Here is a 15,038-nt window from a genome sequence, read left to right as displayed (position 1 = left end):
CGCCGGCACCCGCCGGCACCCGCCGGCACCCGCCGGCACCCGCCGGCACCCGCCGGCACCCGCCGGCACCCGCCGGTGCCCCACGGGCGCCCGCCGCGACCGAGCCGACCCGCCGCGATCTTGAGATTTGTGTCCCGGCAAACCGGACGAAACACCCCTAACCCCGCACGCAAACTCCAAGATCGATCCGGCATCCGCGCCGATCTTGGAGATTGTGTGCCCGGTTCGATCGCTTATGGCGGTTATGTCGCAACGAAAAGTTCAAGATCGGCGCGTACCCGGGGCGTTCGGGGCCGGGGGCGTGCGGGGGCACGCGCGGTGCGGGGCGTGCGGGCGACGCGCGGTGCGGGGCGTGCGGGCGACGCGCGGTGCGGGGCGTGCGGGGGTGCGGGCGACGCGCGGTGCGGGGCGTGCGGGGGTGCGGGGGTGGCCGGGTGGGTGGGTGGGTGGTGGTGCGCGATGTCGGTTCGCGTGCACCTGGCGTTGCGTCAGGCGAACAGTGCCAGGGCCGCCCGTTGCTCCGGGGTCAGGCTCAGCAACGCTTCCGGCCCTTCTGTGGGATAGATCCGGGCCGCGTCGAGATCCGCCGCTCGCAATCCGGCCGCGACGCCGGTGCGCACCCAACGGTCGGTCAGCCGGTCGGCCAGCCGCTTGGCGTCGAACAATGACATCGCGGACGGCCGCCAACCGTCCGGCTGCTCCGGCCCGCCGAACACCAGATAGTGGTCGCACGCATCCGCGCCGACGTCGTTCGTGGCCTCGTCGTATGTTCGGATGCAGACCGTGCGTCCGGCAAGCGTCCCGGAGCGGAACACCCCGTCGTAACCGGTGTCCTTCGCCGGCTCGATGCCGAGCACCCGGGCGGCCAGAAAGTCCCGCAGACCGCCGGGTCCCGCCGGTCGACCGGTGAGGTGGGTGATGCGCGCGTCGATCCCGCCGCGCTCCGCCATCAAGGCGGCCAATTCCCGCAGGACGTCGTCCATGCCGAGACGCTACCGCCCGTACGGGCGCACGCCTACCGGCGGCAGCCGAGGTTATCCGGCCGAGTAATAGGTTTGGTGCCGACATGGACGGGGAGCGGAGCCGGATGACCGAGATCATCACCAGCGCGGCCAATCCGTTGGTGAAGCGGATGCGCCAGCTTGCCGACCGCAAGCATCGGCGGCGTGCGGGCGCCTTCGTGGTGGACGGCGTGCAGCCGGTCTGGCGGGCGGTCGAGGCGGGCTGTGAGATTGAGGCGCTCGTGGTGGCGCCGGAGCTGCTGGCCGGTTCGCCGGCCATGCGGATGGTCGCCGAGCAGGAGGCCGCCGGCACCCGCGTCGCCCGGATCAGCCGGGAGCTGTTTCTGCGACTGTCCGAACGGGACGGAGCGTCGGGGCTCGCCGCCGTCATCCGTGGCCGGGTGCGCGATCTGGGCGAGCTCACGGTGCGGCCGGACGCCGTGTTCGTCGCGCTGCACGAAATCGGCAACCCCGGCAATCTCGGCACCATCATCCGCACCGCGGACGCCACCGGCGCGGCGGGCGTCATCCTGGTCGGGGACACCAGCGACCCGTACGCGCCGAGCGCGGTCAAAGCCAGCATGGGTTCGCTGTTCGCGGTCGAGGTGGCGCACGCGGACACCTTGGACGACCTCTTCGACTGGGCCGCGGCGAACGGCGTCCGTACCGTGGCGACGTCCGGCGGCGCGGCCGACGACTACCGCGACATCCGATACCCGACCCCGCTGACGGTGCTGCTGGGCAGCGAGGGCCGCGGCCTTCCGGCGGACGCGCTGGAGCACAGCGACGACCGGATCAAGATCCCCATGGTCGGCACGGCGGAGTCGCTGAATCTCGCCGTGGCCTGCGCCCTGATGCTGTACGAGGTACGCCGCTTCGGCCTGCGGTGAGATCGGCCGTTCGGATGATCTTCGGGGGCCGACCGTCGGGTAGCGTTCGCTCGCCGCGTCCGACGATCGGGCGCCGTATCACACACGGGGGCGTCCACATGCGGACCACCATGCTGCGTGCCGTCATCGCGGCGGCCATCTCCGGCGGGGTCGCCGTGGCGGGCGTCGCGCTCGCCACCGGACCGGCCGCGGCCGACGTGGTGCCGGTCGTTCCGCCACCGACCGCCAAGCACGCGATGTCGTCGCTGAGCTCGGTGGGCGACACGGTGGTCGATGGTGTGCGTCACCGCATGCTGATCAGTGATTCGGGCGCGGGCCGCATCCTGGCGGTGAACGACGACGGCACCACCGCGGGCGAGATCACGGGTGTGGCCGGTGTGGACGGTCTGCTGCTGTCACCCGACTCGGCGACCCTGTACGCCGCGGTGACCGGCGACTACTCGATCGTGGCCTACGACGCGGCCACGCTCACGGAAACCCGGCGCTACCCGGTGTCCGAGGGCTTCCGGCTCAACCACCTGGTCCTGGCCGCCGGCAAGCTGTGGTTCTCCTTCACGGCGTACAACGGCGACGGCGATGTCGCCTCGCTCGATCTGACCGACGGCACGGTCACCCCGCTGTATGCCAGCCGCGGTGACATGCTGACCACGGGGGCTCCGCACCTGGCGGCCAGTCCGGCGGCGCCCGGCCGGGTCGCCGCCGCCAAAGGCAGCGAGATCTGGCTCTTCGACGTCACCGGCGACACGCCCGCCGAGGTCGTGCACCGCAGCTTCTCCCTGGATGACGTCACCGATTACCGGGCGCTCGCCTGGAGCACGGACGGGACGCGGCTCGTCGCCTCCGGCGCCGGCGGGTTCCGGTACTTCTCGGCCGCCGACCTGTCCCCGGCCGGCGGCGGGACGTCCTATCGGGCGCCCCTCATCGACGTCGCGACCGGTGGCCTGGCCGTCGGGGTGAACACCACGTGGCAGGACCCCACCCTCTCCCTCTATCCGCCGGGTTCGTCCGATCCGGCGCGCATTTACCGCTTCCCGATGGGCGCCGACGACTACCCGGAGATCGTGGCGATGGGCTGGGAGCCCGGCAGCGGCCGGGTCTTCGTGATCACCGCGACGGTCCTCGGCATCGACACCCTCTGGGTGCTCGGCGAATCACCCGTGACCAGCACGCCGCCCACCACCACGCCGCCGACCACGAAGCCGACACCGACCGCGACCGTCGCGCCCGCGCGGTCCACGCCGACGTTGACCATCACGCCCAGCGGCACCGTCAACGCGTACGGGACGACGGTCACGGTGACTGCGCACCTCGGAACGACGTACCAGAACCGGACGGTGGACATCCGGGCCGACCCGTACGGCACCGATCAGGCCGACCGGTCCTTGCGTAAGGGCACGGTGGACGCCAAGGGCAACCTTGCGGTGAGCCTGCGCCTGACCCGCAACACCACCCTGGCGGCGGTCTTCACCGGCGACGCCCGGTACGCGCCACGGACCGTGAAGTCGACCGTCTCCACCCGGGTCGGCGTGTCGACCACCGTCGCCAAGCAGTACAAGACCGTTTCGTCGTACGCCTATGTGCACCGGACCACCAATCCGCGTTTCACCACCGCCATGACGGCGTACCCGAAACGCAAGCAGAAGTTGATGTTCGAGCGGTACTCGGGCGGCAAGTGGCAGGCGTGGCGCAGCTCGTTGCTGACGCTGGACTCGTCCGGGCACAGCACCTACACCTTGACCGGCACGCACGCGGTGGGCGTGAAGTACCGGGTGCGTGCGGCATATCTTCCGGGCACGTCGGGGGACAGCGTGAACGCCACCACCTATGGCGCATACCGGTATTTCATCTTCGCCAAGTAGCGGTCGCCGACGTCAGCCGCCGATGATCGGCGGCAACGCGAACAGCATCACTGTCGACCACGTGACGTGGGTCAGCACGGGCGCGAGGATGCCGCCGGACGCCCGGCGCTGCAGGCCGAGCACGGTGCCCAGCACCACCGCCGCGAACACCAGCATCGGATTGGCGGTGGCCACGGTGGCCAGCCCGTACGCGATGGTGGACAGCAGCACCGGATGGCGGCGCCCGATCGCGGCGAACAGGGCGCCGCGGAAGAAGATCTCCTCCGCCACCCCGTTCAGCAGGGTGACCGCGGTGATCAGGAGAAGCGCTCCGTACCGGGCATGGTCGAGGACGCTGTCGGCATAGTCGCGCAGCGGCGGCAGGTGCTGGACCACCAGGGCGCCCAGCACGAACACCGCGCCGATGAGCAACCCGGTGCCGATGGGCGTCGCGACGGGCCGGCGCAGGTGGCCGCGGAACGCGATGCGGCCCAGATGCAGCGGCCCGGACAGCAGGCTGCCGACGATCCAGACGGCGGCCACCGCGATGGTCATCACATAGAAGAGCGCATCACCCGGCGCGATCGACAGGGAATAGCCGAGCAGCGCGGCGCCGACCACGAGCGTGGCGGCCACCACCAGACGGCGCCGCCGGAACCGGGCGTCGGTCTCCGTGTGATCGCGCGGCACCCGGTCTACCAGCGTGGCGCGCATCAGGTCGCGGAACACGCACTCACCTCGCGGCGACGACGGCAAGCCGGTCCAGCGCCTCGCGCATGGCTTGCGAGAGTTCCAGGTCGCCGGGTTCGGTCAACCAGCGGCCGAAGGCGACGCGGAGCACGACGACGCCGGCCTCGCCGGCGAGGCTGGCGTCCGGTTCCGGCACGCCCCGGCGCCGCAGGCCGTCGGCGAGGGCGGCGGCCAGCGACACGAGCTTGATGAGCTCCCGCTCCTGCAACTCGGGGTTGGCGTTGATGACGGACTGGCGTTGCCGTGAATAGTCCTGGTGCTGGCCGAGCACGCCTGCCGCTGCGTCCAGGGCGGCGGCGACCACCTGCATCGGGGCGGCGCCGGCCGGTGCCTGCTCGACCGCCCGCATCACCTCGTCGAACAGCGCCGCCGAGCCACCGAACAGCACCTCACGCTTGTCCGCGAAGTGCCGGAAAAACGTCCGCGCGGTGAGCCCGGCCCGCAGGGCGATCTCGGCCACCGTCGTCTGCTCGAAGCCGCGCTCGACGTACAACTCCATCGCCGCCGCGCGGAGCCGGCCGGCCGCGTCGGGCTCCCATCGCACCACGGGCATGATTCTAGTCATGTCACTTGATGACATCATCTGCTACGGTGATGTCATCAAGTGACATCACTGGAGGTGCTCATGCGCTACTTCGTCACCGGAGCGTCGGGGTGGATCGGCTCGGCCGTCGTCCCCGAGCTCCTCAAGGCCGGACACCAGGTCACCGGCCTCGCCCGGTCGGACGCCGCCGCCGAGACCGTCGCCGCCCGCGGGGCGCAGGTGCGGCGCGGCGAGCTGGGCGATCTCGACGTCCTGCGAGCCGGTGCGTCCGCCTCCGACGGTGTGATCCACCTCGGCTTCATCCACGACTTCTCCCGGATGGCGGCCGCGGCGGAGACCGACCGGGCGGCCATCAACGCCATCGGCTCGGCCCTGGAGGGCACCGGGCGGCCGTTCCTGATCGCCTCCGGCGTGGTCGGGCTCGCCGACGGCCGCCCGGTGACCGAGCGGGACATGCCGGACGCGAACGGCAACCCCCGGATGGCCAATGCCGCCATCACGCTCTCGTACGCCGAGCGCGGCGTGCGCCCGGTCGTGGTGCGGTTCGCCCCGTCGGTGCACGGCGAAGGTGACCACGGATTCCTGTCCGTCCTGGTCGGGGTCGCGCGGGAGCGCGGCTTTTCGGCGTACGTGGGCGATGGCAGCAACCGGTGGCCCGCGGTGCACTGCCTGGACGCCGGGCGGCTCGTGCGGCTCGCCGTGGAACGGGCGCCCGCCGGGACGAACGTGCACGCCGTCGCCGAGGAGGGCGTGCCCACCCGGGACATCGCCGAGGCGATCGGGCGCGGCCTGGGCCTGCCGGTAAAGTCCGTCTCCGCCGAGGAGGCCGACGAGCACTTCGGCTGGATCGGCCGCTTCTTCGGCGCCGACGTGCCGGCGTCCAACGCGGCGACGCGGAAACTGTTCGACTGGCACCCGGCGCAGCCGGGCATCATCGACGACCTCGACGCCGGCCACTACTTCAAGGGCTGAGTTCACTGCGGCCCGGCCCGGCGCGGGCCCGGTGCGGTGCGGTGCGGTGCATCGTTGCACCGCACCGCACCGCACCGCCGGGCCGGCTCGGGATCAGGTCGCGGTGCAGGTGGGGGTCAGGGTGCCGCTCGTGCCGGTGGCCTGGAAGCCGAACTCGGTGTATCCGCCGGCCGGCACCGAAGCGTTGTAACTGACGTTGGTGAACTGGATCGCCCCGCTGCTGCCGCTCGGATCGGCGTTCCAGGCGTTGCTGACCGTCGCCCCCGCGGGCAGGGTCAGGCCGACGCGCCAGCCGTTGAGCGCCGAGGTGCCGGCGCTGACCCGGACGGTCGCCACGAACCCGCCGTTCCAGGCGTTGACGGACACCGTGGCCGAACATCCCCCGGCGGGCGGCGGCGGCGAGCTGGGCGGCGGGGAGCTGGGCGAAGTGGGCGGCGGGGAGCTGGGCGAGGTGGGCGGCGGGGAGGACGGGCCCGACCCGAGGGTCGGCGTCTGCCAGTCCACCCAGTCGGCCAGCCGGCCCTGCTTGCTCGCCGCGATCCGGATCGTGCCGGCGGCGCTGGCGTTACGCAGCAGGAAAGCCCGGATGTTCTGTTGCAGGGGCGTGCGCCATTCGGACCGTACGGCGCAATGGTTGCCGTCCTGGACGTCGGACCAATAGGTGATGTTGCTGCTCGCGCCGAGTGCCTTGTAGACCTCGGCGCCGGCCAGGGCGGCGACGCTGCCGGACCGGGCGGCGAGCCAGTCGATGTGTGGGTTCTCCATGAGGAACAGGCCGCGCGGGGCCACCATGGCGACCATCTCGTGGGTGTCCACCGGCAGTCGTGTGGGGCTGCCGGTGAACGAGCCGAACGCGTCACCCAGCCATGGCTGTTCGCTGTACGCGCTGCTCAACGGCTGGGCACCGGACTCGCCGGGTATCCCGCGGAAGATCGGCGCACCGCCGCTGCCCGATTCGATCGGCATGGTCAGCGCGATGCGCTGGTCGAACGCGCCGACGACGAAGGCGCCCTTGCCGAATCGGGAGCACCCGGTGACACCTGTCGCGTCGGCCCGCAGGATGGTGCCGTTGGACTGCTCGATGACGTCGATGATGCGGCTCACTCCCCAGGCCCAGGCCATCAGCAGCCCGGTGCTGCTGGAGGAGCCGTAGATGCTGTAGAACGCGCCCTGCTTGTTGCCCCGTGCAGTGCCTTCCTGGCCGACCGCGTACGGGTCGTAGCTGATCACGGCCGCTCCGGCCGCCTTGATGGTGGCGGTGTCGGCACCGAACCCGCCGAGCACCACCACGGCCGGGAAGGGGCCGGTGCCACTGGGCAGGTCGACGCCCGCGGAGAAACTCGCGTTGCGGCCGTTGGCCGACACGTTCACCGTGATGCTGCTGGTCGACACGGTTCCGCTGACGGTCGGCGGCTTCGCCGGCTTTTCGCCGTAGACGAACTTCTCCGCCAGCTTCTTGATCTCCTCGCGCCGGCATCGCCAGTCGGACGTGGTGGCGATGCGCGAACCGTTGAGGCGGGTGAACGGGTCGGGGAGCTTGGCGTTGGTGGGCAACGAACCGGCGTCCGGCAGGGCGGGCACCGCGCAGTCGGCGCCCTCATCCTCGACGGCCGCCGCAGCCGCCGCGGCGGTGCGCGTGGTGGCGGGCGCCGCGACCAGCGCCACGCCGGCCGCCAGCATGGCTGCCGCCAGCATGAAGACCGTCGCTCGTGGACGAGATCGGCCGGGATGAGGGCGGCTCGAATCGGTGATCACTGCAAGCGCTCCTTCCGGTGGATGGTGGAGGCGGCGATCGCTCACCCGATGCCATGGGAGCGCTCCCGCATCGGGCGTGTCCAGTCTTCGACAAGCCATCGAAATGTGTCAATAATATTCCGGAAACTTCCGCTGGCTGCCCGGTTCGTCGGCGGTCGGCGGCGAGCGGGCGCTCCCGCTCGCCGCCGAAACTTCCGGCGTCGCGGCGGTGCCCTGGGCGCGGTGACGACGGGGCGATGGCCGGACGGCGGCGCGGCGTGGCACCGGGGATGATGGGGCCATGCCACCGCCTGGCCAGGCCGCCATGCCCGGGGAGCCGGCCGCGCCCGGCGCCGAGGTGTCCTTGGGCACCATCGCGGCGCAGTGGCTACGCATCGGCATCACCGGCTTCGGCGGTCCACCGGCCCACATCAGCCTGCTGCGGGAGCTGTGCGTGACCCGCCGGGGCTGGGTCAGCGAGCAGGAGTTCGAGGACGGCATCGCGGCCACCAACCTGTTGCCCGGCCCCGCATCGACACAACTGTCCATCCTGTGCGCTTGGCGGCTGCGCGGCTGGCGTGGCGCCCTGCTGGGCGGAGCCTGCTTCATCGTCCCGGGACTGATCGCCATCCTCGTGCTGGCGGTCCTCCTGCTGTCCGGCAGCCCCGCAGCGCCGGTGCTGGGTGCGGCGTCGGGCGCCGGCGCGGCGGTGGCCGCGGTAGCCGTTCAGGCCGGAGCGAGGTTGATCCCGGCGAGTTGGCGCCGGGCCGGACCCGGCCGGCCGGGTCGCTGCCGATGGATCGGATACCTCGTGGTCGGCGCCCTCGCCGCACTACTGCTCGGCCCCTGGCTGGTGCTGGTGCTGGTCGCCGCCGGACTGGTCGAGACCGGCGTGCACGGCGCCCGTCACCGGACCACCCGCGACGGACGGCGGCGCCCGGCGCCCGGCCTGCCCCCGATCGCCCTCGCGACGCTCGCCTCGTCGAGCGTGCTGGGCGCGCTGTCATGGACCGCGCTCAAGGTCGGCGCCCTGTCGTACGGCGGCGGCTTCGTGATCATCCCGTTGATGCGCGCCGACGCGGTGGACCACCACCACTGGCTGACCGGCGACCAATTCCTGTACGCGGTGGCGCTCGGCCAGATCACACCCGGTCCGGTCGTGCAGACCGTGGCGGTGGTGGGGTACGCCGCCGCGGGACTGCTGGGCGGCGTGCTGGCCGCGGTGGTCGCGTTCGCGCCGTCATTCGTGTTCGTGCTGGCCGGTGCGCGTCACTTCGACCGGTTGCGGGCCGCGCCCGCGGTGCAGGCGTTTCTGTCCGGAGCCGGTCCGGCGGCGATCGGGGCCATCCTCGGCTCGGCGGTGTCGCTCGCCCTGTCCCTGACCCACCTGTGGCAGGTGCCGGTGCTGGCCGCCGCCGCGGTGTGGCTGCTGGGACTGCGCCGCGGCGTGGTCACCGCGCTGCTGGCCGCGGGCGGCCTGGGTGTGCTCGCCGCGCTGGCCGGAATGCCGGTGCAATGAGGGGCATTCACTCGTGCGCAGTACACTCGTGCGACACCTCGACCACCGCGCTCACCGCCCGACGGCCGGCAATATCCCGGAGGAAATTCACCATGCAGGACCGCGGCACGCCACTGGTCGTCTACAACTCGTTGACCCGCCGTTCGGAGGAATTCCGGCCGATGGTCGACGACCAGGTGCGCATTTATAGCTGCGGTCCCACGGTCTACAACTATCCGCACATCGGGAACCTCCGGGCGTACGTTCTGAGCGACACCCTGCAGCGCGCGCTGCGCTGGAAGGGATACGAGATTCGCAAGGTCGTCAACATCACCGACGTCGGTCATCTCGTGGCGGACGCCGACTCCGGCGACGACAAGCTGGAGGAGGCCGCGCGAGCGTCCACCGAGAGCGTCTACGACCTGGCCCGGCGTTACGAGGCGGCGTTCCACGCCGACTTGGAGATGCTGCGCATCCTGCCCGCCGACCTCTACCCGCGGGCCACCGACTACATCCCGCAGATGGTCGAGTTCGCCGCGGTGCTGGAGCGCAAGGGCGCGGCCTATCGCCTGCCCACCGGGCTGTACTTCGACACGTCCACCTCGCCGGGCTATGGGCGGCTGGCCGGCCTGCGCGCCGACGACCAGCGCGAGGGCGCGCGCGTCGATGTCGTCGCCGGCAAGCGGAACAAGACCGACTTCGCCGTGTGGCGCACCGAGCAGCCGGGCGAGCGTCGGCTGATGCGATGGGAAAGCCCGTGGGGATGGGGTGCGCCCGGATGGCACCTGGAATGCTCGGTGATGAGCATCGACCTTCTCGGCAGCCATTTCGACATCCACACCGGTGGCGTCGACCATCGTGAATTGCATCACGTCAACGAGATTGCGCAGAGCGAAGCCTATCTCGACGATGGGGCCGACTGGGTGCCCTATTGGCTGCACAATGAATTCATCAACGTGAAGAGCGCCAAAATGGCGAAATCGAAGGGGACCGGCCTGCGCCTGGTGGAACTCGTCGAGGACGGCGTCGACCCGGCGGCCTACCGGCTGTGGCTGCTCACCTCGCACTACCGCGCGCAGTCCGACTTCAGCCGCGCGGCGATCGACGCCGCCGGCACCACGCTGCGCCGGTTGCGCGCCCGCGTCGATGGTCCGCTGCCGATCGACCGCACGCAGACCTACCAGGCCGCGATGGCGGCGGCCGGGGATGAGGCGCGTGCCGTCGTGCGTCGCATCGACGAGGCCGTCTCCGACGATCTGAACACCGCACGCGTACTGGCCGTCCTGCAGGAGGCGCTGCAGAACGACGATCTCCCCGTCGACGATCGGAGGCTGGTGGCCGCGGTCGCGGAAAACCTCCTCGGCCTGGGACTGGACGAGCCCGCGGTGGAGGCGGCGGCCCTGCCGGCGGATCTGGAAGCCACCGTGCTGGACATGCTGGCGCAGCGCGTCAAGGCACGCGAGGCCCGTGACTGGGGTCTCGCCGACCAGATCCGCAGCAACCTTGAGCGGATGGGTATCGGCATCAAGGACACGCCACAGGGCACCACCTGGGAGCCGATCAAATGAACCTTTCGGTGAAAAAGGTTCAATGAGCACCACCCACCGGAGAGGCGAATCTGCGTGAAGCTCTACTGCACCAAGTCTCGTGACTACGTCGAGGTACCGCACGAGTCGCCGGTGAACCTGTACGTCTGCGGCATCACGCCGTACGACTCGATGCACGTCGGCCACATCGCCATGCTGCTGACCTACGACGTGCTGATCCGCCGCCTGCGCAGCCTCAACCGGCCGGTCCGGATGGTCCGCAACATCACCGACGTCGACGACCCGCTGCTGCCCAAGGCGCAGTCGCTGGACGTGCCGTACTGGGACCTGGTGGAGAGCGAGATCGCGCAGTTCGGGGCCGACGAGAAGGCGCTGGACCTGGTGCGCGCCGACGCCGAGCCGCGTGCCTCGGCAAACATCGACCAGATCGTCGCGACCATCGAAGAGCTTCTGACCAGCGGTCACGCGTACCGGCTGGACGACCACATCTATTTTTCGGTCGCCACCGACCCGCAGTTCGGATCGCTGGCCGAGCACGACCGTGACCAGATGATCAAGCTGTCCGGGGAGAACGGCGGCGACCCGGAGCGGCCCGGTAAACGGGATCCGCTGGACTTCATCCTGTGGCAGCCCGCCCGTCCGGGTGAGCCGGAATACTCCGGGACCCTGGGCATCGGCCGCCCGGGGTGGCACATCGGCTGTTCCGTGATGAGCCGACGCGAACTCGGCAGCCGCATCGACATCCACGGCGGCGGCGCCGACCTGGTCTATCCGCACCACGAGTGCGAGATCTCGCAGAACCGCAGCGTCGACGGCGGTTCCCTGGTGCAGGTCTGGCTGCACTCCGGGCTGGTCGGCTACCAGGGTCAGAAGATGTCAAAGTCGCGGGGCAACATCGTGCTCGCCCGCGACGTCATCGGCCGGTACGACGCCCGGGCGCTGCGCCTCGGCATCCTGGCCCATTACCACCACCGGCACGAGATGGAGTGGTTCGACGAATACCTCGACGACGCCACCGACCTGCTGCGCCGGCTGATCGCCGCGTCCGGCCGGTCCGCCGGACCGTCCCTCACCGCGTACGCCGAACGGCTCGCCGCGCATCTCGACAACGACCTCGACTTCCCGGCCGCGGTCGGCGAGCTGCAGGCCGCAGCCGACGCGATGGAAGGCGGTGGCGACGACCCGACCGCGCCGGGCGTGCTGACCGAGATGGCGGCGTTGCTCGGGGTCGACCTGAGCAGGCCGGTCCTGGCCGACGGCCGCTGAGCCGCTGGGTCAAACGCTCCGGCCGCCGGCCGCCGGAGCGTTTGCTGCCGTCGTTCACGGGTACGTCCCTGGTTCAGCCGTGATGGCGGACCGCTGATCCACCGTCCTGCCAGAAGGAGGACACGATGAGCGACGCGATAACCACTTTGGTCAAAATGTCGGATTCGAGCAAGACGATCGCCGATTCCGACAACGACATCCGCAACCGTACGGTCGTGGACCGCGACGGCTCCGAAGTCGGCTTCATCGAGGACCTGCTGATCGACAGCCAGGATGAGAAGATCCGCTTCCTGCGCGTGGAACATGGCGGCATCCTCGGCTTCGGAGCCACCCCGTCGTTCATCCCGATCGAGGCGATCACCAGCGTGGACGAGGAAAAGGTCCACATCGACCAGTCCAAGGGGCAGGTGGCCGAGGCGCCGCGATACGACCCCGAACTGGTCGACGAATCCGAGTACTACAACGACGTCTACGGCTACTACGGCTATCCGCCATTCTGGGCGCCGGGGTACGTCTACCCCGCCCGACCCTTCCTGTTCTGACCCGGATCCGGGTTGCCGCCGCTGTCCACCGCCACTCGGCGGACCGTGGTGTGCCGGCCCAGGTCGACCCGACGGTATCGGCCCCGCGGCCAAGTGAAAGTCGCCAGCGCGCCACCGGGCAGCGTGTACTCGAAGATCCGATCGCCCACCGAGACCGCGAACGATCGGGGATCGTCGTTCTCGTTGTGCACCACCAGGGCGGTGGAGCCGTCCGGGTTGCGGAACGCCACGTCCATGATCTGGCCGTTCCACCCGGTGGTGCCGAACGATGTGCTGCCGATCCGGACCGCGCCCGGCTGCACGAACTTCGACAGGTGACCGATCGTGTAGTACTCCGCGTTCGTCGTCACGCTCCCGTCCGGCTGCACCGTCACCAGGCCGGTGCAGGTGTCGCAGCCGCCGTTGTGCGGGCCGCCCGTGCTGTCCAGCGCGATGTTCCAGGTGACGACCGATTTTGCCCAGTTCCGAGTGGTGCCGATGGCGATGGTGCGCGCGTGCCACACGAGCGTGTCGCGGAAGAACTGCGCGGGTGTGTCGTCCGGGCCGTGCGAGCCCGAGCATTCGGTGAACCAGATGCCCTTGTTCGGGTACGCCTCGTGCAGGGCGCTCTGCGCGCTCGGGTCACCCGAGTAGCAGTGGTACGCCGTACCGGCCACCCATGTCGCGGCGGGACCGGCCAGGATCTCGTACGGGTAATCGGTCTCCGGATCCTCGCCGGGCGGCGTGCTGTCCACGTCGCCGGGGTGGGTGCTCCAGTTGTGGTCGTACGCGAGAATCTTGGTGCGCGGGCTGAACCGGCGCAGCAGCGGTCCCAGCGCCTCGATCACCTCGGCCTCTTGGCGGACCGGCATGTCCGTGCCCGGATAACCGTTGGGGTGCCGGTTCTGCGGCTCGTTCTGCACCGTCAGATAGTCGACCGGGACACCAGCCGCCGCGTACGCCCGGACGAACTTGAGCAGGTAGAGCGCGTACGCATGATAGATCGCCGGATCGTCCTTGAGCCGCCCGCCGATCAGCGAGTCGCTGGTCTTCATCCAAGCCGGCGGACTCCACGGGGTGGCCAGCACGGTGAGTCGCGGGTTGAGCCGCCGAGCCTGTCGCAGCAACGGGAGGATCTTCGCCTCGTCGTGGACGATGCTGAAATGCCGCAGCGCGAAGTCCGTCTGGCCGGCCGGCACATCGTCGTACGTGTAATGCTCGGCCGCCGCGGTGAAATCGGACGAGCCGATCGGCTGACGCAGGAAGTCGACCCCGATGCCCCGACGCGGGTCGAACAGCTTGCGCATGGTGTCCGCGCGCGTCGCCGCGGGCAGGCGATAGATCACCGTCGCGGACGAGTCGGTGAGGGAGGCACCGAAGCCGTCCATGCGCTGATAGGTCCGGCTCGGGTCCAGCACGATGGTCGGCGCGGTGGAGGTGCCCCGGTGGAAGGTCACCGGATCCTGTTCCCGCAGAAGTTGCGACCGGTCGACGGTGGTCATCCAGACGCGCGCCCGCGGAGCGTGCGACCACCGGTCATGGTGGCCGGACGAGGCGGACGCCGGGGCGGCCGCGGTCATCGTCAGCGTGACGGCGAGGGCGGCGGCGGTGGGCGCAGATCTCCTCATGGTTCCTCGCGGGGCTCGGCGGGGCGCATCACGGGCGAGCGTTGCCTGAAACAAATGAAACAAACCCGTAACATCTGTTTGTCAGCCAAGCATCCGACCTCGCGGCTGTCAACCGCCATCGATCTCCGTTACGGCTGGTGGCGCCGCAGGAGGTGGCCGTCTCCCGTTACGGCTGGTGGCGCCGCAGGAGGTGGCCGTCTCCCGTTACGGCTGGTGGCGCCGCATGAGGTGGCCGGTAGCCGGGAATGACTCGTTGCCCGCCAGCGAGCCGGTTTTCGTCTCCTCGATCCGGAAGCCTTCGCTGCGATAGAGGGCGATCGCCGCGGCGTTGCCGTCCAGCACCGACACCTCGACAGAGGGGCCGGCGGAGGCCACCGCGTGGCGCAGCAGTGCCCGCCCGACGCCGCGCCGATAGCGAGCCGGGTCCACATAGAGCCATGTAACCTCGTCATCGTCCAGGGCCACGAACCCGGCGACAGCACCGTCGTCCTCGGCCACACCGTCGTCCTCGGCCACCCAGAGGCGACCGTCGAAGAGCCCTTCGTTCTCGGCGGTCTGCGCCAGGGTGAGGAAGGCCTCGACCCCGACCGTGTCACGCAACTCGTCGAGGCGGGCGGCATCATGGATGCGGGCGATCGAGTCCCAGTCCGCGGCACGGTAATCCCGGATCAACATGCCGTCGAAGTCTCGACGCGCCCACACTTACGAGGCAAGGCGTTTTCCCCGCCCGCTCCGCGTTCCCCACCCGCTCCGCGTTCCCCGCCCGCTCCGGGTTCCCCGCCCGCTCCGGGTTCCCCGCCCGCTCCGGGTTCCCCGCCCGCTCCGGGTTCCCCGCCCGCTCCGGGTTCC

Annotated in this window: 13 protein-coding genes; 7 read left to right on the top strand and 6 right to left on the bottom strand. The window is 70.4% G+C overall.

What is annotated here, in order from left to right:
• Window positions 1-488: 488 nt before the first annotated feature.
• On the bottom strand, window positions 489-983 hold the full coding sequence (locus IEY73_RS22625) for a hypothetical protein (protein WP_189081292.1): 495 nt from the start codon (window positions 981-983) through the stop codon (window positions 489-491).
• Window positions 984-1,087: 104 nt separating this feature from the next.
• Here IEY73_RS22625 and IEY73_RS22620 point away from each other — a divergent pair, with 104 nt between their 5' ends.
• Complete coding sequence (locus tag IEY73_RS22620; RefSeq protein ID WP_189081291.1) at window positions 1,088-1,891, top strand: TrmH family RNA methyltransferase; 804 nt, start codon at window positions 1,088-1,090, stop codon at window positions 1,889-1,891.
• A gap of 98 nt (window positions 1,892-1,989) precedes the next feature.
• On the top strand, window positions 1,990-3,750 hold the full coding sequence (locus IEY73_RS22615) for a YncE family protein (RefSeq protein ID WP_189081290.1): 1,761 nt from the start codon (window positions 1,990-1,992) through the stop codon (window positions 3,748-3,750).
• 12 nt (window positions 3,751-3,762) lie between these two features.
• Here the strand turns inward: IEY73_RS22615 and IEY73_RS22610 are convergent, their stop codons facing one another.
• Together IEY73_RS22610 and IEY73_RS22605 are read right to left on the bottom strand one after the other, a co-directional pair.
• Complete coding sequence (locus IEY73_RS22610) at window positions 3,763-4,458, bottom strand: CPBP family intramembrane glutamic endopeptidase (RefSeq protein ID WP_229716053.1); 696 nt, start codon at window positions 4,456-4,458, stop codon at window positions 3,763-3,765.
• 4 nt (window positions 4,459-4,462) lie between these two features.
• Window positions 4,463-5,026: a TetR family transcriptional regulator gene (locus tag IEY73_RS22605; RefSeq protein WP_189081289.1), complete on the bottom strand. Its 564-nt coding sequence runs from the start codon at window positions 5,024-5,026 to the stop codon at window positions 4,463-4,465.
• 57 nt (window positions 5,027-5,083) lie between these two features.
• Between IEY73_RS22605 and IEY73_RS22600 the strand changes: the two genes are divergently transcribed.
• Window positions 5,084-5,995, top strand: coding sequence for an SDR family oxidoreductase (locus IEY73_RS22600; RefSeq protein ID WP_306661523.1), 912 nt, complete (start codon window positions 5,084-5,086; stop codon window positions 5,993-5,995).
• Between the two features lie 93 nt (window positions 5,996-6,088).
• Here IEY73_RS22600 and IEY73_RS22595 read toward each other — a convergent pair whose 3' ends face one another.
• Window positions 6,089-7,690, bottom strand: a complete 1,602-nt coding sequence (locus IEY73_RS22595; protein ID WP_373292849.1) for a glucuronyl esterase domain-containing protein — start codon at window positions 7,688-7,690, stop codon at window positions 6,089-6,091.
• Between the two features lie 340 nt (window positions 7,691-8,030).
• Here IEY73_RS22595 and chrA point away from each other — a divergent pair, with 340 nt between their 5' ends.
• The 4 genes from chrA to IEY73_RS22575 all read left to right on the top strand — a co-directional run bounded on the left by chrA (window position 8,031) and on the right by IEY73_RS22575 (window position 12,582).
• Window positions 8,031-9,248: a chromate efflux transporter gene (gene chrA / locus IEY73_RS22590; protein WP_229716052.1), complete on the top strand. Its 1,218-nt coding sequence runs from the start codon at window positions 8,031-8,033 to the stop codon at window positions 9,246-9,248.
• Between the two features lie 92 nt (window positions 9,249-9,340).
• On the top strand, window positions 9,341-10,795 hold the full coding sequence (gene cysS / locus IEY73_RS22585) for a cysteine--tRNA ligase (protein ID WP_189081288.1): 1,455 nt from the start codon (window positions 9,341-9,343) through the stop codon (window positions 10,793-10,795).
• Window positions 10,796-10,849: 54 nt separating this feature from the next.
• On the top strand, window positions 10,850-12,040 hold the full coding sequence (locus IEY73_RS22580; RefSeq protein WP_189081287.1) for a class I tRNA ligase family protein: 1,191 nt from the start codon (window positions 10,850-10,852) through the stop codon (window positions 12,038-12,040).
• Between the two features lie 125 nt (window positions 12,041-12,165).
• Entirely contained in the window at window positions 12,166-12,582 is a 417-nt protein-coding gene (locus IEY73_RS22575; protein WP_189081286.1) for a PRC-barrel domain-containing protein, read from the top strand.
• On the opposite strand, the gene IEY73_RS22570 is transcribed toward IEY73_RS22575, so the two are convergent.
• Together IEY73_RS22570 and IEY73_RS22565 are read right to left on the bottom strand one after the other, a co-directional pair.
• Window positions 12,555-14,189 (bottom strand): glycoside hydrolase family 30 protein, encoded by a 1,635-nt coding sequence (locus tag IEY73_RS22570; protein ID WP_229716051.1) that lies wholly within the window; start codon window positions 14,187-14,189, stop codon window positions 12,555-12,557. The genes IEY73_RS22575 and IEY73_RS22570 overlap by 28 nt on opposite strands.
• A gap of 204 nt (window positions 14,190-14,393) precedes the next feature.
• Window positions 14,394-14,864, bottom strand: coding sequence for a GNAT family N-acetyltransferase (locus IEY73_RS22565; RefSeq protein WP_189081285.1), 471 nt, complete (start codon window positions 14,862-14,864; stop codon window positions 14,394-14,396).
• Window positions 14,865-15,038 lie beyond the last annotated feature (174 nt).

This window comes from Mangrovihabitans endophyticus (genome assembly GCF_014646155.1).
GTDB classification, from domain to species: Bacteria; Actinomycetota; Actinomycetes; order Mycobacteriales; family Micromonosporaceae; genus Actinoplanes; species Actinoplanes endophyticus.
This window is presented reverse-complemented; position numbering and strand designations above follow the sequence as displayed.